Genomic DNA, 24,923 nt, shown 5'->3' on the forward strand with positions numbered 1-24,923 from the left:
ACTCAAGATTTAAATCTTTCAATCCAAATCCTTGTTTCTCAACAAGTTTTTATCTGCATCACCGCCGATGGATGTGCATTCTACAGCATTTCCAACTCCACACAACCCCTTTTTTTAATTTATTGTGACGAGTGGGTGTTTTTAGATCAATTTTCACATTACTTCTTATATTTTGTCAGTGAATTTGCTTTAATAATAGATGAGTACTTTAACTGTATTCTGCTTAATATGTTTTGTGCTAAATAGTACAATCATTTTTATGACCGTATTTCGCTCAGACCGCGATTAAGGATTAATATGCATTACTCCAATTTTATCTTGCTTGGGTTGTTAACTGCTGGAGCATGCTCATCCGTATTTGCTCAAGAGACACTTAATGAAGCAGCAACCGATAGCAATCCCACTGTAATCTCAAATGAACATAAGACATCAACAATACAAGCAATAAAAGATTTAAAACATCTCACTAAAAATGATTTAAAAGTCAATGCAAATGCCGCTCAGCCAGATGAAGTGAAAGATCCATTACAACCATTAAACCGTCAGATTTTCCTTTTTAACGATGCATTAGACCGCAATCTATTGAAACCGGTAGCAATACAGTATGTTGCTAAAGTTCCTGTAGAGGTTCGTAGCCCTTATCGTCAGTTCCGTAAAAATCTGGGCGAACCGTGGAATGCTGTGAATCAAGTGATTCAAGGCCGACCTAGCCGCGCAGCAAAAACCTTAGGTCGTTTTACTGTGAATACACTCACAACCTTAGGTTTTGCTGACCCTGCTCGTCGTTTAGGGTTATCAACAGAAGAAGAAAACTTCGGTGTGACTTTAGGCTATTACGGCGTTCCTTCTGGCCCTTATGTCATGTTGCCTTTTTTTGGCCCAAGTACGTTTCGAGATGGTTTTGGCTTAGCGGCAGATAGTTTTGGTCGTCCACAGAAATATTTACTTGACGATCAAGATGGTATTTATTGGTCAAGCAATGTATTGCAAGCTGTAGATGCCCGTTCACAGCTTCTCGATATTGAAGAAAGCTTGAAAGGTGATAAATATTCGATGATTCGTGACTTTTATTTGCAACGTAAGGCTTTCCAAATTGCAGAGAAACGTGGTGATGCAAATGACATTTCCTTTATCAACGATGCAGATGATAATGATGAATCATTTTCAGATGAAGAATAGTTAAATTAAAATAATGTCTTACAAACTTATGTGTCGCTAGTGAATTTAAACGCTAGCAACACTAGGTTTTAAGTTATCTTTCATCTATGATGAATTAAAAAGTGATCATACAAAGGATTGGCAATACATCAATGTATTTCATTCAACCCACACGCTCCATACCTTACTTAGATCAAGCTTTAACTGAGTTACCGACCCTCCAAATCATTCAAGTGAATGATTTGGATTTGTATGATCAAACAATTATTGCGATTGCTGATGTACAAGACTTCCTAAAATATCAATGGAAACTTCCTACCATTGTGCTTGCATTTGAGCATGAAGGTGCTGCACTTGCTCAAGCTTGGGAAATGGGTGCATTAGCAGGTTGGATGTGGGATAATCTTCCCAAGAATCCAATACATGCTTTATTTAAAATTGATGCGCAATACAAGCGAAATCAAGACAGCCGCGACCTTCCCTCTGCGGCAGAGTTACAGCAGCGTCTTTTACCAAATCCAATTCAATTACCAAACTATCAATTTGAATCTTTTTTCCAACCATCAGCCTATTTATCGGGAGATTGGTACGATTACTGGCGATTAAATGATGAAGAGGTCTTATTTTATCTAGCTGATGTTTCAGGGCATGGTGTCACCAGTAGTTTATTGACATCATGGATGGCAGCTTTTCATGGTCGATCAAAAACGCCAAGTCAACTGATTCAGAAACTTAATGCCATGTTGATGCAAGAAAATATAGAAAAACATATTACGATGGTAGCAGGGATTCTAAATCTAGTAACAAACGAAGTTCGTTGGTCGAGCGCAGGACACTATCCTCCTCCTATTATTTTTGAACCAAACCAACCACCACAAATTCTATCAACCAGTAGTTTTCCCTTAGGGCTCACAGAAGAACTCGAAGTTGAAGAGCATCACTGTATACTCAATCGTCAAGCACGGTTCATTTTATGTTCTGACGGCGCGCTTGAACCTTTCGATGGTGGATTGAATGATCAGTTTAATCAATTGGTCGAACATCTACAGAATAACTCCTTCCGAGCCCCAGAACATGTCGCTGATGACATTGCCATTCTAAGTTTATGCCGAATGAATTAATCATAAAATCAATATCTTAACCAGTTCACAGTATCCAAGCCCTTGTGTCTGGAATATCACTATGGGATAATTTTATATCCTTTCTCTGAAAATGGCATTTATATGTCAACAGGTCATGTTGAATATGCAAGTTTGAACGGAACGCATATTTTCAAGCTTATTGGCGAAGTGCGTGCTCACTCTTGTATAAGTCTAGACAAACTCCTCAACCGAATTGAACAACAACAGAACGTTGTTGGTGCAATTGTTGATCTTACCCAAGCCACGTTTATTGACAGTACCGTCTTAGGAATACTGGCAAAACTAGGCTTAAAGCTTAAGCAAGCGCATCACATACAAGCCGTAATGCTTTCAACCAATGCCGATATTACAACCTTAGCCAACAGCATGGGGCTAGCACAAGTGTTTGTAATTTTAGATTATTGTGGTGACCCAAATGTATGCACGCTAGAGCTTACTGAAGAACATATCACGCATAGTGCTATGCTTAACACCGTGCTTGACGCGCATAAAACACTCATGCGTTTGAATGAAAATAACCAGAATATGTTTGAGCCTCTGGTTAAACAATTGCAAAAAGAACAAGATTGCTTAAGTATCGATGTACAAAAACAAAATGTTTGATCACTAAATTAATTGTGACTGGCTTATGACCTTACTTTCAGTTGTACAAATGAACTCCCAAGATGACATTGAAGCTAACTTCCTTGTCATTGAATCATTGATCCAACAAAGTAAGGCACAAGCCACAAAACTGATTGTCTTTCCTGAAAACTTTGTCTGTTTTGCTGCAGGTAAACAACGTGAAACTGCTGCTCAATTTGAAAGCATTCAAAAACGTTTAGAGCAACTCGCTCACCACTATCAAATTTGGATCGTTGCTGGCACACTCCCTTGCCCTTTTCGCCCCGATGGTTCAATCGTTCCCGACGGCCGCGTTCGGACTGTGAGTCTATGTATTAGCCCTGAAGGCACAGAAGCGCGCTACGACAAAATTCATTTATTTGATGTTCAGGTTGGAGATCGCGTTGGTGGTTATCAAGAATCAACATTCTTTGAACCAGGCAATGAGGTTGTTGTAGCAAAAACTCCATTTGGCAATATTGGCTTAATGGTCTGTTATGACTTACGCTTCCCTGAGCTTGCCTTAACTTTACGTCAGCAAGGTGCAAATATTTTAACTGCTCCCGCAGCATTTACTTACACCACAGGACAATTACATTGGCAGTTATTGTTGCAAGCGCGTGCAATGGATAGTCAATGTTATGTTTTGGGTGCAGCACAACAAGGTTGGCATGGTCAGCAGCGTCAAACTTGGGGGCATGCGGGTATCATGGATAGTCGTGGTCAACTGGTGCAAATGCTCAATACAGAAGGTCATGCTTTAATCAGCTCAACTTTTGATCTCGCAGAACAAGAAGCGGTACGTCTTGCAATGCCGTTGATGCAACATCGCCAACTCATCCATTATTAGAAATATATTTCCTACTTTAAATATCTAAACTTCAATTAAACCTTTATATTTTGGCATGAGCTGACTGTGCTGATCATTTTTATTCATGTCAGCCAACTTAAATCATGATTTAATACAAATTATTGAACTCTGTCGAACAAAGCAAAATGACTTTATTCGATGAGTGAAATAATATTGTCAATTCATTCTTATTAAGCTTTTGTTCATGTTTAGATTTATTAGCATATTGTTTTTTCTAGGGGCAACGACACCACTCCATGCTACATCAGTAGAAGATATTCCTGATGTATCAACCAATACGCAAAATAATTTATCCACACCACAAAACTTGTCTCTCAATACTTTTGGTCAATGGATCATTGGCTGGGGCACAGGGGCAGAAGGTGCGAGACAACGCTTAGACTATATTCAGCCTGAAGATGTGGTGATCATTAAACAAAAAGGGACAACCTTGGAAATGATCAAAGCATGGCAGCAATATTATGAGCAAGAAGCTCAGAAAAATATAAGTAACCCCACCGCTCGTTATAGAGCAAGATTAATGAAAAAAATTGCAGAGCTTTGGTAAACAAATCCTATAACAATAAGCGCTTAATATTCAAAATTGAACAACCTTTACTTACTTGTTTTTTAATTCATATAGCGTACGATCTAATGCTATTCAATAATATTCAGGAATAATAATCATGTCTTTAGAAAAAGTGGTTTATAGCGCAAAAGCGAAAGCAACAGGTGGTCGTGATGGCCGTGCAACGTCTTCTGATGGTGTTTTAGATGTTCAATTAGGTGTGCCAAAAGAAATGGGCGGTGCTGGTGGTGCTGTCACCAATCCAGAGCAACTTTTTGCCGCAGGTTATTCTGCATGCTTCTTAGGGGCAATGAAGTTTGTTGCGAATCGCGATAAGTTCAATATAAGTAAAGATGCTTATGTTGAAGGTGAAGTTGGGATCGGCCCTATTCCAAATGGATTTGGTATTGAAGTGACTTTAAATGTCTATCTCTTGGGAATGGAGCAAGCAGAGGCACAGCAACTGGTTGATGCTGCTCACATCGTCTGTCCATACTCGAATGCAACACGCAATAACATTGATGTGAATTTTAATATCGTGACTGCTGAATAATACTCTCGCTGATAAAAAACAGCATGGGTTCACCATGCTGTTTTTTTTCGTACCGCTGATTGCTTATCCTTCGGCAGCTTCATTGGTGACTCGCAATACTTCTTCTAAAGTGGTTTTGCCAGCCAAGACCTTTCTTAAACCATCATCACGAATTGAGCCCGATTGTTTACGAACATAGGTTTCTAACTCATATTCAGCAGCATTGCCATGAATCAAACGGCGCATCGATTCATCAACGGGTACAATTTCATAAATTGCCGTTCGTCCGCTAAACCCTACGTGTGAACAATGCTCACAACCCTGCGGCTCTGGTAACTCCATTTGATGATTGACATCGAGGTGTTTGAAAAGCTGTTGTTCAAAATCATCTGCTCTACGCCATGTCACACAATGTGGACATAAAGTACGAACCAAACGTTGTGCAATCACGCCAATCAGAGAGCTTGCAAGTAAGAAAGGCTCAATCCCCATGTCTTTTAAACGAGTGACTGCACCAATTGCAGTATTGGTGTGTAGCGTTGATAAAACCAAATGACCCGTCAATGACGCTTGAACCGCAATTTCAGCCGTTTCAAGATCTCGGATCTCTCCGACCATGACCACATCAGGATCTTGACGCAACATCGCTTTAAGCGCACGAGCAAAGGTCATATCAACTTTGGTATTGACCTGTGTTTGACCAATCCCTTCGAGTTGATATTCAATCGGATCTTCCGCAGTCAAAATATTACGCGTGTGGTCATTCAGATCAGAGAGTGCCGCATACAGTGTGGTGGTTTTACCCGAACCCGTTGGTCCGGTCACGAGGATAATGCCATGTGGACGATGTACCAATTGAGTTAAACGTGCATAATCACCTTGCATCAAGCCTAAATGGGTCATATTTAAACGCCCAGCTTGCTTATCCAGCAAACGCATCACCACGCGTTCACCATGTGATGATGGCAATGTCGATACACGCACATCAACTTCGCGTCCAGCTAAGCGCAAGGAAATACGACCATCTTGCGGAATTCGCTTTTCTGCAATATCAAGTTTAGCCATGACTTTGATACGTGAAACCAACAACGGCGCTAACTCACGACGCGGCTGTACGATTTCACGCAGTTGACCATCAACACGCAGGCGTACCGAAAGTTTTTTCTCAAAGGCTTCAATATGAATATCAGATGCACTGACACGAATTGCTTCTGACAGCAAAGCATTGATGAGACGCACAATCGGCGCATCATCTTCCTGATCCATCAAATCTTCCGCTTCAGGAACTTGATCCGCCAAGCTCAACAGATCGGGGTGATCTTCTAAACCCGCGGCAACTTGTTGCGACTCGCCTGTATCTCCTGCATAGCTTGAACTGAGTAAAGCATGAAACTCTTGCTCGGTACAAAGTTGATCATGAGCTGACTTCCCCAAAATTCGACGTGCTTCCTGCAAAGCAATACGCGCCGTTTCCTTGCGTCGCACAATAAAAACTTGATCGCCTTCATAACGGAACAAAACGCCATGCCGTTTGGCAAAACTATATGGAATTTGTATTTGTTTAAGTATTTGCATCACACAAATAATGATAAAAGAAAGCATTGAGTGTACTCTAAGCTGGTTACAGCGTGAAGTCTCTTTAGCATCCTCACAAAGGAATTTTGCATCTTGTCTCAAAATAATCTATATGAAACGCCTCATTCAGAATCTTTGAAGTGGTGGGGCGAACAAAAATTTGAAATTCAACAAGCCAAAGCTTGGCAATTCGGTTCATTACTCTTCCGTCTCACACGCGGAATTAAAGAGTGGCGATTGGAATACCATCGTCCGCACTATCAGAACGATTATGAACAACAATGGCGAATTCTAACGGATATTGAATTTGCAATGCCACAACCTGCAAAAATTGAACGCTACATGCTGCATAAAACCAATGAGACGTTTCATTTGATGCCACGTTTGGCTGATCGTTCCGTGGTCATTAAACCCGTAGATCCTATTTATATCCCAGCAGGTCAACGGGGAACACTTTATATCAGTACCCCTCTGTGGATTGCTGGTTTGGCTGACGGATTGGTAGAGCCTTTGTTTGACATTCCTGTGATTCAACCCAAAGACACGTGGTTTGGCAAAAATCCTCAACATGGAGAAATTTGCTACGCCACTTCGGTTGATGGTCGCACGGATTTAAACCTTTTAACACCGCGTGCTTTTCGCGCAGTCACGCCCATCGAATTTCAAAACAACAGCCCACATCAACTCCGTTTTGACCGTATGAATGTCCCCGTTCCTGCCCTCCCTCTATTTTATAGTGAAGGCACTGGTCGACTATGGACCTCCAAGATCAAGGTTTATTATGATGGTGCTGAACAAGCACGAATTCGCATCGAGAATAGAACGCCAAATCAAGCAGGAGAAGTGACCTATATTCACCCTCCACGCTCACCCAATAGTACTTTTTTGAATATGTTTGACTCGTTTTTTTAAGAGGTTGCTATGCCAGATTCCAATATTCCGAAAGATGTTGCAAGCAACCTCACCAGCATATTTACCAATATTAATTTTGCGCGACTCAGTGAAATTGTAGTCGCGATTATTTTATGTTTTATTGGTTTTATCATTGCAAGATTATTATCCAATACCTTTATTCGAACCATTGGCAACCGACTCAATGCACATCAACGCCTTTTGTGGCGCAGAGGGATTTTCTATTTCATTTTCTTACTGTTCATTATGACCAGTCTAAGAGAAGCAGGATTTAAACTCAGCGTTTTTTTAGGCGCGGCAGGTATTCTCACCGTCGCACTGGGTTTCGCCTCACAAACCTCTGCATCCAATTTGATTAGTGGTTTGTTTCTGATCGGTGAAGGTTCTTTTGAAGTCGGTGATACTATTCAAATCACCTTGATTCGAGGACACACCATTGAAGGTGAAGTCATTTCGATTGACCTACTTTCGGTCAAGCTTCTGACACTAGATAATGTGTATATTCGCCTGCCAAACGAGCAATTGATTCGTGCACCCGTCATGAATTTATCTAAATATCCAATACGACGTATTCCCATTACACTGGCAATTAACTTCCACGAAGATATTATTAAAGTCAGACAGGTGTTATTAGATGTCGCATCAAAATACCCGCTCGTGATGGATGACCCTAAACCAGCCGTCACAGTGACTGCTTTTAAAGAATCTTCAATCGAAATTTTATTTGCGGTATGGTGTCGTCAAGAAAACTATATTCAAGTTCGTGATGAAATGCAGGAACGTGTTCGTAATGGTTTCTTAGAAAATGAAATTGAAATTCCAGTACCAAAAATGGGTTTAATTGATCGACCTGCATCATTGGAAAATGACGAAATCGATCAATACACACACCAAAAAGAGCTCAAAAAAGAACAGAAAGAGAAATAATCAGCGCTGTTTCTCAGGCTCGTCAATCGCAGGTGGCAGAGGTGCAAGATATGCTATCACTAACATGATAGCACCAGACCCAATAAATGAAATCACACGGGTCAATGTGCCACTTTGCGATAGGTCAAGTAATAATAATTTAGCCACCACGATACCTAACAACGCAGCACCCACAAACCAAATTTGACGAATATGACGACGACTAGAAAAAGTCATTAATACAAAAGCCAAAATCATCCACAATAAGGTCAAGCTCAGTTGCACATCACCGTTTCGCCAAATTGCCCCACCCCATAACGGCGTATCCAAATAGTGATGCATGGCACGAACCACCACACTACTCAAGACCAATAAACCAATTAAAATGGTTGTAACTTTAAAGCCCCATTCAATCGATCTTTCAGCACTGAAATCATGATGATAAATGATCCAAATCATGCCAATGAACATCAACAAAGACAGAATATCAGTCAAATTTAACAGCGGTAACACATAATATTGCTCAGCAGAATAAGGATCTAGACTGACCAGCACCAACCAAAACAAAGTTAAACCCCAAACTGGGAGCTGATGCAGCAATTGGGTCTGCTTCGATGTAAACAACCAAATACTATAGATCGCTGGGATAAGTGCTAAAGCAATCACTGGCATGCTCGGGAAAATAGCCAAGCCAATGCTCGCTAAGCCCAACCAAAGCAAAGTTGACCACACCAGTAGATAAGTTTTGGACACGAATGGTTTCAACGCTATGAGCATCAAAGATAAACCGATTGAAGCAACCACAAAGCCAACTTGACTTAAGTGACTTGACCAATGCCCTAACCAATAGACATTTTCAGCCAAACTGGCGCCATAGAGTAAAAATAATAGTCCGCCCAACAAGGTGAGCTGTAGATGCTGCCATTGCAATTTTGATTTCAAATATACTGCAACGCTAAATATCGCCAGTAATACCACAGCAACTGCTAAATAAGGACTGAGCCCATGTTGCTGCCACTGCATCAACTCAATAGCAGCGATCGAACCCGCGTACATGCCTAATGCGATAAAAATCCCACTCAACATGCGTGAACTAAAATACTTTTCGACTTGTTGATAATGTAATAAATAGAATGCCGAGATAAATTGAGCTAAGGCATAAATGACAGTACTGAGGACTGGGAAATGGTCATTGGACCAAACTTGGAACATTAGTGCAATTGAACTGAATAGAACCAATGCCACCCCAATGTAACGACTCAAACGATAACGTTCAGTCACTCCCCAAACTATCAATGCTGTTCCTTGAATCACCCAACCTGTTGAGGTCCAATGTGCACCTTTGGCAAGCGGGAAGATCAGTGCGATAAAGACCACTGCAAGGATAAAAAAGCTTTTTGCTAAGATCGATAATTGGGGATGCTGACGTTTAATCCAGATATTTAAAACGATATAAACAACCGCCAATGCCACTGCACCCCAAGTCAATGCTGAAGTTGAGTTATGCATCAAATAAGCATGTAAAGAAAAGCCAAGCACAGGCACACTAAAAATCAGCCCAACATCCAAAATCGGCTGTAAACGCTGCGCTTTAGGCGCTGTTTCTTCTTGCAGGTTTTGCGCACGTAACATCAATTGGCTATAACGAATACTCAGCCAAATAAATAAGGCGATATGCAACCAAAGGATAAAATCAAGGGTTGTGTATTGCTGATGTTCTGCATAAATAGCAATGACCGCCCCACCAATAAACATGGTCACAAAAAAGGCAATTTGGTGCAGAATCTTCCAAGGTTGAATAAAATTCACCGCTGCAACTGCTAAGTTAATTATGAAATAATAACCAAACAAGAAAATCACATCAGGATGGTTTTGCGGAATAAGTAATGGCGCAAGATAGGCCATGGTCAACGCAAGGATCGCCAAATACAGGGCTTGTTGTTTGAGGCTGAGATAGACGGTTGCCAATAATAAAATCACAAAAAGAATACTGGCAGTGGTCAAACTAGCAATCACTGCAAAATGATGCGAGAAAATAAGTGTTAAAAAGACAATCGCTAAACCTAAACCTTGTAAAGCCACTGCAAATAGCTGATTTTTCTTTTGTAGCAAATAACCTGCGATTGTTGTAATCCCACCTGCACAGGCGATAAAGCCAAGTTTAACACCGAGACTCAACTGCCAATGTTCACTGGCAAATCGTAACAGCAATACCACACCAACCATTAAGATCGCCACCGCGACACGTAAAATTGGATTGCCATGGATCATCCAATCAAATGCAGGCTGCCACCATGCTGCATCTTTAGATTCAGACGGAGGTTTTATAGGGAAAGGGTTTTGAGTATTGGGTTGTTGACTTGATCCAGTATTGGCTTGCATCCAAGCAGGATGTTGTGACTCAGACACTGATAAAGTAGTGGTCGTTAATGGCGGAGATGATTCAATTTCTGGAACAAGCGGTGCAAATTCAGTTTTCGGTGTAGTCATTGAGAACTGTTCTAAATGCAGCAATCTGGTTTGAAATGCACTGATGGTTTGAATCAAACACAACATCAGTACCAATAATGCACCGCCTGCGAGCCACATCCACGTGTTGGCATAAGCAAATAACGCAACCAATGCGGCGCTATAAATCAGTACCCGCTGTATCCCAATTCCTGTGGATTGACCCGAAAAACCAGAACAGGCTTGCTCCAACTGACATAAGCGTTGATGAATTTCAGAAAGGATGTGCACAATAACAACGGTTAGCCCCACGGTGGCAGCAACAATGGTTCCCTGCCATTTAAATGCAATGGCGCAAGCCAGCAACACAGTCAAAGCAATTAAAACAATGACAATTCCCTGTTTGTCTTTTTTATACATAGACTTATATCAATAAAACAGCTTCATTGAGGCTATCTTACTTGATCACTAGATAAGCAGCTATTTTTGCATACAAAATACTGCAATTTTTTAAAGCGACGTAACTCGTCATTGCACAACACGGCGACAAGGACAGACAACACTTTTTCACGTAAAATACCTGCTAACTTATAATTGGGATTTGCGAAATGCCACCTTTTGTCTTGGTTGACGGGTCTTATTTTTTATTTCGTGCTTATCACGCGTTACCACCGTTAACGACGTCTACTGGCTTACATACCAATGCAATACGTGGTGCAATTTCAGCAATTCAAAAATTGATGCGTCGTACACAACCGACGCATATGGCGGTGATTTTTGATACGCCTGAACCTACTTTTCGCCATGCTCTTTCTCCTATTTATAAAGGTGATCGTCCAAGTATGCCCGAAGAATTGTCTCAACAAATTCCATATTTGCACGCATTAATTAAGGCACAAGGGATTCCTTTATATTATCTCGCAGGCGCTGAAGCCGATGATATTATTGGAACTTTGACCAAACAAGCGCTGAGTGAAGGTCATCATGTTTTAATCTCCACTGGCGACAAAGACATGGCACAACTGGTCAATGAACATGTCAAACTTGAAGATAGTTTCAAAGAACGTGTGCTTGATGAAGCGGGTGTTTTTGAAAAATTTGGCGTTCATCCGCATCAAATTATTGATTATCTCACCCTCATGGGCGATGCATCAGATGGCATTATGGGGGTTCCAGGTATTGGCGCAAAAACTGCAGCTAAGCTTCTAAACGAATACGGCTCACTAAATAATATTATTGCCAATGTCGATCAGCTAAAAGGCAAAATCAGTCAAAACATTAAAGACAGTTTAGACAACATCAAAATTGATCACCAATTGGCAAGTATCGTCTGTGATCTTGAGCTAAATCTAGATTGGCACGAGCTTAAACTCAGCAATCCAAATATTGATCAGCTACGTGATCTCTATACAGAACTCGAATTTCGTAATCAATTACAATCCTTAGACCACCCGAATAATCCAAATACCTCGGCTTATCAGCAAACCTCACAAAAAATTGTGAAAGCAGAGCAAAAAGCTGAAACGATTGTGACCGAAGATCACGCCACACTTTCAAGTCAAGATGATCAGCTCGGAACAGCCACTTATCATACGGTTCTCACACAACAAGACTGGGATGCATTGTTACAACGAATGCAACAAGCAGATCATTTTGCCATTGATACAGAAACCACGAATTTAGATTATCGTATTGCCGAACTTGTTGGTTTTTCGGTGGCATTTGATGCCAATGATGCATTCTATGTGCCTGTGGCGCATAATTATGAAGGTGCACCCGAACAACTGAATCGTGACCAAGTTTTAGCTCAAATCAAACCAATCCTTGAAAATGAGCAGGTCAAGAAAATTGGTCATCATCTAAAATATGATGCCCATATTTTTGCCAATCATGGCATTACCATTCGTGGTTGGTATTTCGATACCATGCTGGCATCTTATGTGTTAAATGCAGCAGCCACACGTCATGGTATGGATGATGTCGCACGACTTTATCTGAGCCATTTGACCACCACCTTTGAACAAATTGCAGGTAAAGGTGCCAAACAGAAAACCTTTAATCAAATTGAACTCGAAGTTGCAGCACATTATGCGGCCGAAGATGCACATGTCACTTATCGACTGTATGAAGTTTTATCAGGAAAATTAAAAAGCTCCCCAGAACTAGTAAATATTCTGCACAATATCGAAATGCCAGTTGCGCGTGTGTTGACTGCCATGGAAGAAGATGGCATCAAGCTCGATCATCAGTTCCTTGATCAGCTCAGTGTTGAATTTTCAAAGACCATACAAACACTAGAAAATCAGGCCACTGAACTGGCAGGTGAAGCTTTTAATGTTTCTTCACCAAAACAAGTGGGTGAAGTCTTATTTGAAAAGCTGGGGATTAAAGGCGGTAAAAAAACGGCTACGGGACAGTTCAGTACCAGTGAAAGTATTTTAGAAAAAATTGAACATCCACTCGCCGAAGTCATTTTAGAACACCGCGGCTTGGCAAAACTGAGAAATACCTACACAGACCGTCTTATTGAGCAATCGCATGATACAACACATCGTGTGCATACCAGTTATCACCAAGCCTTGACCACAACTGGTCGCCTATCTTCGACAGACCCAAACCTACAAAACATTCCTATTCGCACCCCAATTGGACGACAAATCCGTAAAGCCTTTATAGCACCTGAAGGTCGCGTGCTGTTGGCAGCCGATTATTCACAAATTGAACTGCGTTTGATGGCGCATTTTTCTCAAGACGATGCTTTGATCCATGCATTCCAACAAGGGCAAGATGTACACCGTCGTACGGCGTCAGAAGTATTGGGCATTGCGATTGAAGATGTCACCAATGACCAACGCCGCCAAGCCAAAGCCGTCAACTTCGGTCTGCTTTATGGCATGTCAGAATTCGGCTTAACCCGTCAACTGGGCTTTACTCGAGAAGAGTCACGTAGCTATATCGCACGTTATTTCCAACGTTATCCAGGTGTTTTGGATTATATGGAGCGCACGCGTCAGATCGCACGTGAACAAGGTTTTGTTGAAACAATTTTAGGTCGTCGTCTATATACCCCTGATATTTTGGCAAGCAATAAAATGATCAAGCAAGCCGCTGAACGAGCTGCGATTAATGCGCCACTGCAAGGCAGTGCGGCTGATATCATCAAGTTAGCGATGATTGCCGTGGATCAAATGTTACCAAAAGAACAAGCTAAACTCTTGTTACAAGTACACGATGAATTGGTCTTTGAAGCGGACGCAGCAATTGCAGATGAACTCTCCAAGCAAATCGCCGAAGTGATGCAATCCGTCTTGAAAATCTCAGTTCCATTTGTGGTTGAAGTTGGACAAGGGCTGAATTGGGACGCTGCTCACTAACCCTGATTCTGAGCAAAAAAAAAGAGATGCTAAGCATCTCTTTTTTTTTAATCAAAGCTAGACAATTGCTCTGAGCATTGTTTCAGCCACAAATAACACTAAAAATGCCAGAATCGGTGATAAATCAATCATCCCCATACTTGGCATGACTTTACGGAAAGGTGCCAAAATCGGCTCGACCAATTCCTGAATCACCTCCATATAAGGCGATCGGAATTGTGAAAGCATCATGATCCAGCTACAAATAATAAAAGCAAAAATCATATATTTAAGGAGCGTCACTAAAGACAAGAGCATTTCTTTTACTGTAGAAACAATAAAATACAAGGTGCTCCCCGTACCAACGCCAGCTAAATGCTTTTCTCCCCACATTTTGAGGAAGTAAAGCAAAATAACCAAAACCAATGCGGCTAAATTAACCCGTCCTTTGCTCACCGTTGGGAAAATACGGCTGAAAACATCTACAATCTTGGTCGCTTTCGTTGTTGAAAGCACCACGGGATTGTAGGGAGTGACTGCCGCCAATTGCATTAAAAAACGGAAAAAGATCAATAAAATAGCAACATTGATCAAAACACCAAAAATTAGCGCAGAACTTGCACCCATAATTGTCTTATCCTACTTAAACTGATTTAGTCTTGTCACTCAACTCTTGCGCAAGCTCTTGGCTGCGTTTTTGAGCTGCTGCAAGCGCTGCTTGAATATTTTGTGAAATCTGTGCACGATCAAACACCTCTAAGGCTGCTTGAGTTGTGCCATTTGGTGAAGTCACATTTTTACGTAATTCTGCTGGAGAATTTGAACTGGTAATCGCCATTTGCGCCGCGCCCAGCGCAGTCTGCAAGGTTAATGCAGTAGCAACTTTTTCATCTAAGCCTAAGTTTTTACCCGCGCGAATCATACTTTCCATTAGATAGAAAAAGTAGGCAGGGCCTGAACCTGATACTGCAGTTACCGCATCAATTTGCGCTTCATTATCAACCCAAATGGTTAAACCCGTCGCCGCTAAAATTTGACTGGTTAATTCACGATCTTTAGTACCTACAGCCGCAGGTGCATAAATACCATGTGCGCCCGTTTGAACCAATGCAGGCGTATTCGGCATCACACGTACAATACGTTCGCTACCGCCGATTAAATCTGAAAGGGTTTGAATCTCAGCGCCCGCAATAATTGAAATCACGAGTTTATCTGACAACAACCCTTTTAATGGTTGTAAAACCGTTGCTAAGACCTGTGGTTTTACCGCCAATACAACAATATCAGCATCTTTGATCGCTGCAACATTATCTGTCGTGGTTTGAATCTCTTTTTCTTCTAATATTTGACGAATCTGCTCTACTGGGTCAGACACTGTAATGCGTGTAGTTGGTAAGCCACGAGAAAGTAACCCACCGATCAAGGCTTGCGCCATATTACCGCCGCCAATAAAACAGATATTTTGATTCAATGATGTCGCCATGTCCTACTCGTCATGTAATAAAGACTGATGAAAAATACAGTCAGAAATTAAACTTGGTTGCCAACCGCCCTGCACCAGATACTCAGATTGCGCCAACCAAAAACCTTTTGGGCTAAAAACCCCAAGCATAACATTATCCACGACTAATATTTGAATTGTATGACGTAACCAAGGCAAAATCTGCGCATCTTGAATGGCTTTTTTGAGCGGCCAATGCCCAACTCGCCCATACAGATGGATTTTTTCACCACCTTGTCGTTTCAACAACTGCAACTCTCTATCGAATAATCGAGGAGAAAGACCTAGATTTTGAGATTCGATTTTAAACTGTCCTGCTGCCACCTGAATATGCTGTCCTAACAAATAACGCTGTGAAATAACATCAGCAAGTGTCGATAATTTTTCTGCATACAGGATGTCATGGCTTAAACGGTACAACGTTTTTTGATAACGCACATAATAATACGGATGCACATGTAAGGTCGCTTGGGCATCTGGTTTGGCAGCAATCACTTCTTGTTGTACACGCTGAACCATGTCGTAACTTGGTCGGTATTGTGCATTGCCTTTCATCCATGAGGAGAGCAATTGACGTTGACGTGCATGAGATAACTTTTTGAGTTCAGTTAAATTGAGTTCATGGTCGGTGGCGCATTGCTGCCAATCATTTTGCAGCACTTGATCTAAAATCTCAGCCGCATCTTGCATCAAATAACTACTACGTGCGACCGCCGCCTGCATTTTTGGAAAGCGATGTTGCAATACATCCCATAAGACTTCACGACACCATGCCCGATCATAATGAGTATCTTGATTGCTTGGGTCGGTCACGTACTTAAGACCGATGTGTTGTGACCATTGTTCAATCTGTGCTCGACTTAGATCTAAAAATGGCCGCCAAATGGTCAGCTCTTTACGTACGTCGATTTGTTGCATCGCCGCCAACCCATTGACACCTGCACCTGAGAATAAACGCAACAAAACCGTCTCGGCTTGATCTTGTTGATGATGCGCTAAAACTAAAATCTCATTGGCTTGTAAATGTTGGTGATAGGCTTGATAACGGGCTTGGCGAGCTTGTTGTTCTAAATTGCCTGTTTCAACTTGTACTTTCTGAATGATACAGGGAATATTAAGTATCTTTGCCTGTTGTTGCACCAACTCCCCCCATAGCACACTCGGCTGTTGTAATTGATGATCAACATAAATGGCACGAATTTTATCGGGAAAAAGTTCAGACATTAGAGACAGCAACAGCATGGAATCCATGCCGCCGCTACATCCAATTAAGAATTGAGTTTGCTCTGAAAAATGCTGTGCTTGCGCTAAGACGCGATGCCTAAATTGCTGCTGCCAAACTTCATTAAACGTTGATAACGTGCTTCGCATCGTGCTTGTGCATCCATCGGTTGCAATTCATCCAAGGCTTGTTTTAACACATCTTTTAGGTCATGCATGACTTTTTCAGGTTGCAAATGCGCACCCTCACCTTCATCCACGACATATTCAACAATACCAATCGCTTTTAACTTATCCGCAGTCAATGCAAGTGCTTCACTCGCTTGCGCTGCTTTATCTGCTGTTTTCCATAAAATAGAAGCACAACCTTCAGGCGAAATCACCGAATAAATACTGTGTGAAAGCATGATAACACGATCAGCCACACCAATACCCAAAGCACCACCTGAACCACCTTCACCCAGTACGGTTGCGATCACAGGCACTTTCAAACTGGATAGTTGTGCCAAGCTCGTTGCAATTGCTTCTGCCTGACCACGTTCTTCAGCACCTACACCAGGATAAGCACCCATGGTATCGACAAAAGTAAAAACAGGTAAATTGAAACGTTCAGCCATATCAAGTAAACGTTGAGACTTTCGATAACCTTCTGGGTTACACATCCCAAAGTTATGTTGCAGTTTCTCACGGGTACCACGTCCACGATGTTGACCCACCACCATCACGGGTTGGCCATCAAAACGTGCTAAACCACCAATCATCGCACCGTCATCACCATATAAACGATCGCCGTGAAGTGCATCAAATTCAGTGAAAATTTCACTCACGTAATCGAGGAATTGCGGACGTTCAGGATGACGTGCAATTTGAACCGTAGTCCAAGCCTTGGACTGAGTCGCTTTATTTTTCATAAGTCGTAAATAATCCCTAACAAGGATGCAAGGTCTGTTGACACTTTCTATAAGTTATACGCACATTGCGTTTCAAGCTGAAAGATCAACAGCTCCTAGGTTAATCAACAAATTTATCTGACACGATATGTAAACCAATGTTCCAATGCTTAAATTGCACTTGTTCATCATGCAAATCTGCAACCAGTAAAGGCCATTGCTTCGCATCGCCAGAAACACTCAGTTGCCATTGTTGATCATTTACCACACTGAGTTCAATGGCAGGAAGCATCTGATCACTACGACTATGATTTAGTAAAACTGCAAGACGAAGAATCATGCAAAGATAAACCAAATGATGACCACCAACTTTTAATACATCGTTTTTAGCATCTGCACGTAACTTACGACGATGATGAGAAATCAGATGCGAAAGATGATTTTGATCAATTTGTGAAAAACCAGGAATATCTGAATGTTGTAATAAATAGGCACCATGACGGTGATAACCACCATGACTAATGGCCAATCCAATTTCATGTAAATAAGCCGCACGACGCAGTAAGTCACTGTCTTCAGTCGTTAAATGTAATGATTCAGCTACACCATTAAACAAGTGCTGGGCGGTATTGACCACACGCTCTGCCTGTTTTGGATCGGCATTGTAACGACCCATCAATGCTTGAACACTGCGATCGCGAATATCTTCATGTTTGAATCGACCCAACAAGTCGTACATTACACCTTCACGTAACGCACCATCCGAATAAGCAAGCTTATCAATGTTTAATACATCAAAAATCGCATACAAAATCGCAAGTCCAGCTGGCAAAACTGCTCGACGATCTTCACGTAAGCCTTCGAAATCAATTTCTGAAGTATGCTTAAATTTCAACAAACGATCTTTGAGCTTATATAGACCATCACGAGTCAGGTTTTCTTGTTCATCACTCAAGCCGAGATTTACTAAAATTTGACGACAGGCTTTAATGGTTCCGCTCGAACCCACCACGGTATCCCAGCCTTCCATTTTATAGGTATTGGCAATACCTGACATTTCTTTACGTGCAGCAACAACAGCCTTATCAAAGGCCTTGGTTGAAATCTCACCTTCAGCAAAAAAAGTCTTACTATATGCCACACAGCCCATCTGCAAAGACTCGGTATAAATCGGCTCGAACTCTTCACCAATAATAAATTCTGTTGAACCACCGCCAATATCAACCACTAAACGACGTCCGCCATTGGCCATGGTATGTGACACACCGAGATAAATGAGGCGCGCTTCTTCACGACCTGCAATAATTTCAATAGGTTTAGGCAAAATTTCAGCGGCTTTTTGGATAAACTCGTGACCATTCTTGGCTTGTCTTAATGCATTGGTCGCAACGATTCTCAGGCGATTTGGCTGCACCGAGCTCAAACGCCCAACAAAACGCGCTAAACAAGCTAAACCACGTTGTTGAGCAGCTTCTGTTAAATTTTTATTTTCATCTAGCCCAGCAGCTAATTGTACTTTTTCTGACATTGAAGCAACTTTTTTCACTTCACCGTGATCAACACGAGCAATTGCAAGATGGAAACTGTTCGACCCCATATCTATTGCAGCAAGTAATTCTTCATCAATCAGAAAATCAGACATTATTCGTATAAACCCATGCTCAATTCACGCATTAGAGTAATTCACATGCTTACAATTTTAAAGTCATTTTAAACAATAAAACGCGTGTATTTTCGCTTATAGCTTATAAATGATTGTTTAAGTCGATGAACAGCATCGTGAGCAACCATTAGACTTTTCACTTTCTAACTTGAATAATCAGAACAAACCCTTACATTGAATAAAGTAGCAATGTAATATTCTTTCTGATACTGAATTGATACTTTATTTCTTAAATTTGGAGCAACCCCATGTCTGCGACTATTGTTAATACAACTGATGAAAACTTCCAAGCAGATGTATTAGATGCTGAAACTCCCGTACTTGTTGATTTCTGGGCTGGCTGGTGTGCGCCTTGTAAAGCCATTGCACCAGTCCTCGAAGACTTGTCAAACGAATATGCAGGAAAAGTTAAAATCGTTAAAGTTGACGTGACTGCATGCGAAGAAACAGCAGTAAAATACAACATCCGTAACATTCCAGCATTATTGATGTTTAAAAATGGTGAAGTTGTTGATCAACAAGTCGGTGCAGCACCCCGTTCTAAACTTGCAGCATTTATTGACCAAAACATCTAATTAAGTTGTATAACTGTCAATCTGCGGAAATACGCTATTCATTGATTAGCGTATTCCTCCGTAAAAATTGACAAAGCAGTTGATTTCGTCTATATTTCTCGATCAAGAAGCTTTGAATGGAATCTACTTCATCGCCCTTCTTACACGATACAAAACATAAGATCGCCGCTCGGCAATAACAATTGTTTTCACATTTCTCTCTGAAACAATGAACCAGACTACTGGATCGTAATTGTTTAATACAATTACATCAGTATATATGCGGTCGATTTTTTCTTTCCCAACACAATCCTCCACTTATTCCATTCTGTCTGACCACTTATGAACTTAACTGAACTCAAGAAAAAACCCATTGGCGAACTCATTAAAATTGCGGAGTTTATGGGCCTTGAAGGCATGGCACGTAACCGTAAACAAGATATTATTTTTGCCATTTTAAAACGCCATGCAATGAATGGCGAAGAAATCTTTGGTGATGGCGTTTTAGAAATCCTTTCTGATGGCTTTGGTTTTTTACGCTCCGCTGCTGGTTCATATTTAGCAGGACCAGATGACATTTATGTCAGCCCATCACAAATTCGCCGTTTTAATTTACGTACGGGTGATACCATTACAGGTACGATTCGCCCACCAAAAGAAGGTGAACGTTATTTTGCTTTATTAAAAGTGAATCAAATTAACTATGACACACCAGAAAACTCACGTAACAAAATTTTATTTGAAAACTTAACCCCATTGTTCCCAACCGAACAAATGGTGATGGAGCTTGGTAATGGCACAACAGAGGATCTAACCTCTCGTGTTGTCGACCTTGTGGCACCGATTGGTAAAGGTCAGCGTTCAATTATTGTTGCACCGCCAAAAGCGGGTAAAACAATGCTTTTACAAAACATTGCTCAATCCATCGTTCGTAACAACCCAGAAGTCTTCTTGATCGTTTTACTCATTGATGAACGTCCAGAAGAAGTGACCGAGATGGAACGTACAGTTCGTGGCGAAGTCGTGGCATCAACTTTTGATGAAGCCCCTGCTCGACATGTCCAAGTTGCGGAGATGGTCATTGAGAAAGCGAAACGTCTAGTCGAGCATAAAAAAGATGTTGTGATTCTGCTTGACTCTATTACTCGTTTAGCGCGTGCCTATAACACGGTTGTTCCATCATCAGGAAAAGTACTTACAGGTGGTTTGGATGCGCATGCGCTCGAACGCCCAAAACGCTTCTTTGGTGCTGCACGTAATATCGAAGAGGGTGGTTCACTGACCATTATCTCGACGGCATTGATCGAAACAGGCAGTAAAATGGATGATGTCATCTATGAAGAGTTTAAAGGTACAGGTAACCAAGAGATTACGCTCGATCGTCGTATCGCGGAAAAACGTGTCTTCCCTGCCATGAACATTAAGAAGTCTGGCACACGCCGTGAAGAACGCTTAATGGGAGAGGATAACCTTCGTAAAGTTTGGATTTTACGTAAGCTACTTCACCCAATGGACGAACTTGCGGCGATGGAGTTCTTACTTGATCGCATGAAAGAAACCAAGACCAATGATGATTTCTTCGACCAAATGAAGCGTAAAGCTGCAAACTAGGTCGATCATCCAATGTTCACAACAGCCACCTTTATGGTGGCTGTTGTGATTTGGTTGACATGTTTACACAACAGTTACAATTAGATTATTCTTTGATAGCAAACCATTATCCATCTGATTTATATACTTAAATACAAACAAGTTCTGCTATTTCTCTCTAGAATACCGATTCACAAATGATCCTTCATAGTTATTTTCTATCAAAAAATGACCTATTTTTGTCTATTTTTGTCGTTTTGCCAGACAGAATAGTAGTAATTCATGATTTGCTTTGATAGGATAGCATCTGACTAGTTAGGCTGCTCCCTGCGTTGTTTCCTAAAATATTTAGGAATAATAAAAGCACAAACAGACTAACTCAGGTTTTTTTTAATCTCACAATTTTATGAGAGTGATGCCATGTTATTCAAAAAATTCGCTGTTATTGCTGCTGTTGCAACTACTTTAGCTTTTGTTGGTTGCTCTAAGAAAGAAGAAGCTGCTGCTACTGACGCAACTGCTGCTGCTTCTGAAGCTGTAGCTGCTGCTTCTGAAGCGACTGTTGCTGCTTCTGAAGCGACTGTTGAAGCTGCTGCTGAAGTTGCTGCTGCTGCATCTGAAGTTGCTGCTCCTGCTTCTGTTGCTCAATAATCTAGTTTTAGATTAAAAAAAGAGAACCTTTTGGTTCTCTTTTTTTACGCCTGAAGATCTATTTAAGTCAGTTAAAATTGTTTCAGACTTAAAAAAGCAGATCAATCGATCTGCTCATTTCCAACACGTTGTCTAAATTTCTGACCCGCTCTAAAGGTCACAACTCGACGAGCAGAAATCGGAATCTCCTCACCCGTCTTTGGATTACGGCCAGGGCGCTCACGCTTATCACGTAACTCGAAATTCCCGAACCCAGAGAGTTTGACTTGTTCGCCCGCAATCAATGCTTGGCTAATTTCGTCAAAAAACAATTCGACCATTTGTTTTGCTTCACGGCGATTTAAGCTCGTGAGTTCACTTAAATGGTCCGCCATATCTGCTTTTGTTAATGCTGTCATGAGGCCCTCAATGTCGCTTGATAAGTGTTTTCCAACACTTGAATAATGTTATCCATACCAGATTTGATTTCAGCATCTTCAAGCGTACGAGTTGGGTGCTGCCATAACAATGCGAAAGCTAAAGAACGTTTGCCTTGTTCGACTCCTTGCCCCGTATACACATCGAACAACCATGTAGAGTCAAGTAACTCTCCCCCAGTCTGTTCAATCATGCGCTGAATATCTTTCACCACAATCTTATCAGAGATTAAAAGCGCAATATCACGTCTAACTGATGGAAAACGTGATAATTCTGTAAAATTAGATACATAAGATTGCAAAACTGCTTGCTGATCGAGCTCAGCAACCCAAGTCGTACCCAAATCCAAATCATTTTCCAAAGATGGATGTAAACGCCCTAAATAACCGATTGACTGCCCATCGACCAGAACTTCAGCAGACTGCCCTGGATGCAACCACGCTCGCTCGGTGCGAACAAACTCAACCTTAACACGTCCAGCCGCCAAAATTTCTTCAATTTCACCTTTAAAATCAAAGAAATCCATTGCAGTCGGCTTAGCATGCCAAGATTCAGGTACCTGTGAGCCTACTGCAATCAATGCCAATGTTGGAATCTGCTTAAGGTCATGAATATTTTGCGCATTTTGATAGTCAAAACGCAAACCCAACTCAAAGAAACGAACACGATGTTGTTGACGATTCAAGTTATATTGCACACAAGGAATCAAACTAGATAACAGTGTGCTACGCATTGCCGCCAAATCACTTGAAATTGGATTCGCAAGCATGAGCGGTTGTACATTTGGATTGAGTTGTTTTTCCAATTTCGCATCAGCAAAACTAAAGCTAATCGCTTCCTGATAACCCAAAGTTGCAACACTTTGACGTAGTTGTGCAATATCAAAACCATCTTGGTACTTTTTTAACTTCACATCAATTTGTGGCAAACTGATTTGAATATTGTCATAACCATGAATACGGGCAACCTCTTCAATCAGGTCTTGATAAATCACCATATCATAACGATGCGAAGGCGGAGTCACAGACCACTGGTCTTCAGCTAAGGTCTCAACAGCACAACCAAGGCGACTCAAAGCATCCGCAATAAAATCACCTGCAACTTGATATCCTAACAATTGATCAACTTGACTTTGTTTTAACTGAATTGTTTCACGTTTTGGCAATAATTCAGCTTGTTCAGCAACTGTAATTGGACCAAATTCCCCACCAGCAAAGGCCTGAATCAACTCAGAAGCACGATGCATTGCGATCATTGGCAACTCAAAGTCAACACCGCGTTCATAGCGCTGTGATGAATCGGTATGCAAACCAAAACGACGTGCACGACCAGCAATCGCTAAAGGTGCAAAGAACGCACTTTCAAGGAAGATATCTTGCGTATCATCCGTAACCGACGAATCTAAACCACCCATGATGCCAGCAATCGCCAATACTTTTTGATCATCAGCAATCACCATCATGTCATCTTGCAGTTCAACTTGTTGATCATTAAGCAAGGTCAATTGTTCTTTTGGCTGAGCTTGGCGTACCTGAATCGAACCATCAATCTTCGCCAAGTCAAAGGCATGCATCGGTTGACCCAACTCAAGTAAGACATAATTAGTGATATCGACCAAAATACTATGGCTGCGAAGACCAGAACGCGTAAGCGCTTGTTCCATCCACTCAGGCGTTGCTGCTTTTACATTTACATTTTTGATGATACGACCCAAATAGCGCGGTGTACCTTCAGTGCTAATCACTACTGATTTTTCATCTGAAATGCTTGCTGCAATGGCTTGAATTGTAGGTTCATTAACTTTGAGTTGATTAATCACGGCGATTTCACGCGCAATACCACGGATACTAAAACAGTCGCCGCGGTTTGGTGTGATGCTAATATCGATTACATTGTCATCGAGTTTGAGATAGTCACGGATATTCATCCCGACAGGTGCATCAGCTGGTAATGCCAATAAACCATCAATTTTATCTTCTAAATCAATTTCAGAAGCACCGCAAAGCATACCTTGTGATTCCACACCACGTAGCTTGCCTTTTTTAATTTTAAAATCGCCAGGCAACACAGCACCAATGGTTGCTACAGGTGCTTTCATTCCTACGCAAACATTTGGCGCACCGCAAACGATCTGTAATGACTCATCTGAACCAATATTTACTGTGGTAACACGTAAGCGATCCGCATCTGGATGTTGCTCAACCGTAACGACCTCACCCACAACAACCCCAGTAAATGGTTTGGCTACAGGCGCCAACTCATCGACCTCCAAACCAAGCATGGTGAGTTGATCAGACAGTGCTTCGCTATCAATTGAAGGGTTCACCCACGTGCGCAGCCAATTTTCACTAATTTTCATTTGTATAAACCTTTGTTAATCCTGAAATAC

General features: G+C 41.4%; 21 protein-coding genes. 12 read left to right on the top strand and 9 right to left on the bottom strand.

Features of this window, described 5'->3' with window-relative positions; genetic code table 11:
• Nucleotides 1–297 precede the first annotated feature (297 nt).
• The 6 genes from MMO38_RS12560 (at nucleotide 298) to MMO38_RS12585 (ending at nucleotide 4,874) form a co-directional block, all read left to right on the top strand.
• The gene (locus MMO38_RS12560; RefSeq protein ID WP_005198378.1) at nucleotides 298–1,179 is read left to right on the top strand and encodes a VacJ family lipoprotein; all 882 of its coding nucleotides are present in this window, start codon (nucleotides 298–300) and stop codon (nucleotides 1,177–1,179) included.
• Nucleotides 1,180–1,310: 131 nt separating this feature from the next.
• The gene (gene gigA / locus MMO38_RS12565) at nucleotides 1,311–2,279 is read left to right on the top strand and encodes an RsbU family protein phosphatase GigA (protein ID WP_004672565.1); all 969 of its coding nucleotides are present in this window, start codon (nucleotides 1,311–1,313) and stop codon (nucleotides 2,277–2,279) included.
• A gap of 102 nt (nucleotides 2,280–2,381) precedes the next feature.
• The gene (gigB, locus tag MMO38_RS12570) at nucleotides 2,382–2,903 is read left to right on the top strand and encodes an anti-anti-sigma factor GigB (RefSeq protein ID WP_004672564.1); all 522 of its coding nucleotides are present in this window, start codon (nucleotides 2,382–2,384) and stop codon (nucleotides 2,901–2,903) included.
• Nucleotides 2,904–2,928: 25 nt separating this feature from the next.
• Complete coding sequence (locus tag MMO38_RS12575) at nucleotides 2,929–3,753, top strand: carbon-nitrogen hydrolase family protein (protein ID WP_241323751.1); 825 nt, start codon at nucleotides 2,929–2,931, stop codon at nucleotides 3,751–3,753.
• 205 nt (nucleotides 3,754–3,958) lie between these two features.
• Nucleotides 3,959–4,321 (top strand): DUF4951 domain-containing protein, encoded by a 363-nt coding sequence (locus tag MMO38_RS12580; protein WP_004672562.1) that lies wholly within the window; start codon nucleotides 3,959–3,961, stop codon nucleotides 4,319–4,321.
• 118 nt (nucleotides 4,322–4,439) lie between these two features.
• The gene (locus MMO38_RS12585) at nucleotides 4,440–4,874 is read left to right on the top strand and encodes an organic hydroperoxide resistance protein (RefSeq protein WP_004672561.1); all 435 of its coding nucleotides are present in this window, start codon (nucleotides 4,440–4,442) and stop codon (nucleotides 4,872–4,874) included.
• A 63-nt stretch (nucleotides 4,875–4,937) separates the two neighbouring features.
• On the opposite strand, the gene gspE is transcribed toward MMO38_RS12585, so the two are convergent.
• Nucleotides 4,938–6,428, bottom strand: a complete 1,491-nt coding sequence (gene gspE / locus MMO38_RS12590; protein ID WP_034595181.1) for a type II secretion system ATPase GspE — start codon at nucleotides 6,426–6,428, stop codon at nucleotides 4,938–4,940.
• A gap of 93 nt (nucleotides 6,429–6,521) precedes the next feature.
• On the opposite strand from gspE, the gene MMO38_RS12595 reads away from it, so the two are divergent.
• Together MMO38_RS12595 and MMO38_RS12600 are read left to right on the top strand one after the other, a co-directional pair.
• On the top strand, nucleotides 6,522–7,340 hold the full coding sequence (locus MMO38_RS12595) for a hypothetical protein (RefSeq protein ID WP_241323752.1): 819 nt from the start codon (nucleotides 6,522–6,524) through the stop codon (nucleotides 7,338–7,340).
• 9 nt (nucleotides 7,341–7,349) lie between these two features.
• Nucleotides 7,350–8,267, top strand: coding sequence for a mechanosensitive ion channel family protein (locus MMO38_RS12600; RefSeq protein ID WP_004672555.1), 918 nt, complete (start codon nucleotides 7,350–7,352; stop codon nucleotides 8,265–8,267).
• Here MMO38_RS12600 and MMO38_RS12605 read toward each other — a convergent pair whose 3' ends face one another.
• Complete coding sequence (locus MMO38_RS12605) at nucleotides 8,268–11,114, bottom strand: DUF2339 domain-containing protein (protein ID WP_241323753.1); 2,847 nt, start codon at nucleotides 11,112–11,114, stop codon at nucleotides 8,268–8,270.
• 188 nt (nucleotides 11,115–11,302) lie between these two features.
• Between MMO38_RS12605 and polA the strand changes: the two genes are divergently transcribed.
• Nucleotides 11,303–14,068, top strand: a complete 2,766-nt coding sequence (gene polA / locus MMO38_RS12610) for a DNA polymerase I (protein ID WP_241323754.1) — start codon at nucleotides 11,303–11,305, stop codon at nucleotides 14,066–14,068.
• 57 nt (nucleotides 14,069–14,125) lie between these two features.
• Here polA and MMO38_RS12615 read toward each other — a convergent pair whose 3' ends face one another.
• The 5 genes from MMO38_RS12615 to ppx all read right to left on the bottom strand — a co-directional run bounded on the left by MMO38_RS12615 (nucleotide 14,126) and on the right by ppx (nucleotide 19,301).
• A complete protein-coding gene (locus tag MMO38_RS12615) occupies nucleotides 14,126–14,674 on the bottom strand; it encodes a YggT family protein (protein WP_004672550.1) in 549 nt (182 codons plus the stop codon).
• A 16-nt stretch (nucleotides 14,675–14,690) separates the two neighbouring features.
• Complete coding sequence (proC, locus tag MMO38_RS12620; RefSeq protein ID WP_241323755.1) at nucleotides 14,691–15,530, bottom strand: pyrroline-5-carboxylate reductase; 840 nt, start codon at nucleotides 15,528–15,530, stop codon at nucleotides 14,691–14,693.
• A gap of 3 nt (nucleotides 15,531–15,533) precedes the next feature.
• Complete coding sequence (gene tilS, locus MMO38_RS12625; RefSeq protein ID WP_277602863.1) at nucleotides 15,534–16,919, bottom strand: tRNA lysidine(34) synthetase TilS; 1,386 nt, start codon at nucleotides 16,917–16,919, stop codon at nucleotides 15,534–15,536.
• Nucleotides 16,856–17,680 carry an acetyl-CoA carboxylase carboxyltransferase subunit alpha gene (locus MMO38_RS12630; RefSeq protein ID WP_241323756.1) on the bottom strand — a complete coding sequence of 275 codons (825 nt, stop codon included), beginning with the start codon at nucleotides 17,678–17,680 and terminating at the stop codon, nucleotides 16,856–16,858. Before MMO38_RS12630 ends, tilS begins: the two co-directional genes overlap by 64 nt.
• A gap of 100 nt (nucleotides 17,681–17,780) precedes the next feature.
• Nucleotides 17,781–19,301 carry an exopolyphosphatase gene (ppx, locus tag MMO38_RS12635; protein ID WP_241323757.1) on the bottom strand — a complete coding sequence of 507 codons (1,521 nt, stop codon included), beginning with the start codon at nucleotides 19,299–19,301 and terminating at the stop codon, nucleotides 17,781–17,783.
• A gap of 269 nt (nucleotides 19,302–19,570) precedes the next feature.
• Here ppx and trxA point away from each other — a divergent pair, with 269 nt between their 5' ends.
• From trxA to MMO38_RS12650, 3 genes are all read left to right on the top strand, one after another.
• Complete coding sequence (gene trxA, locus MMO38_RS12640) at nucleotides 19,571–19,897, top strand: thioredoxin (protein ID WP_004672540.1); 327 nt, start codon at nucleotides 19,571–19,573, stop codon at nucleotides 19,895–19,897.
• Between the two features lie 321 nt (nucleotides 19,898–20,218).
• Nucleotides 20,219–21,487 carry a transcription termination factor Rho gene (gene rho, locus MMO38_RS12645; protein WP_004672538.1) on the top strand — a complete coding sequence of 423 codons (1,269 nt, stop codon included), beginning with the start codon at nucleotides 20,219–20,221 and terminating at the stop codon, nucleotides 21,485–21,487.
• 399 nt (nucleotides 21,488–21,886) lie between these two features.
• Nucleotides 21,887–22,117 (top strand): hypothetical protein, encoded by a 231-nt coding sequence (locus MMO38_RS12650; protein ID WP_004672536.1) that lies wholly within the window; start codon nucleotides 21,887–21,889, stop codon nucleotides 22,115–22,117.
• Between the two features lie 101 nt (nucleotides 22,118–22,218).
• Here MMO38_RS12650 and MMO38_RS12655 read toward each other — a convergent pair whose 3' ends face one another.
• Entirely contained in the window at nucleotides 22,219–22,515 is a 297-nt protein-coding gene (locus MMO38_RS12655; RefSeq protein WP_000126166.1) for an integration host factor subunit alpha, read from the bottom strand.
• Nucleotides 22,512–24,893: a phenylalanine--tRNA ligase subunit beta gene (gene pheT, locus MMO38_RS12660; protein ID WP_241323758.1), complete on the bottom strand. Its 2,382-nt coding sequence runs from the start codon at nucleotides 24,891–24,893 to the stop codon at nucleotides 22,512–22,514. Before pheT ends, MMO38_RS12655 begins: the two co-directional genes overlap by 4 nt.
• Nucleotides 24,894–24,923 lie beyond the last annotated feature (30 nt).

The sequence above is a fragment of the Acinetobacter sp. NIPH 1852 genome (assembly GCF_022549455.1).
In the GTDB taxonomy this organism is placed as follows: Bacteria; Pseudomonadota; Gammaproteobacteria; order Pseudomonadales; family Moraxellaceae; genus Acinetobacter.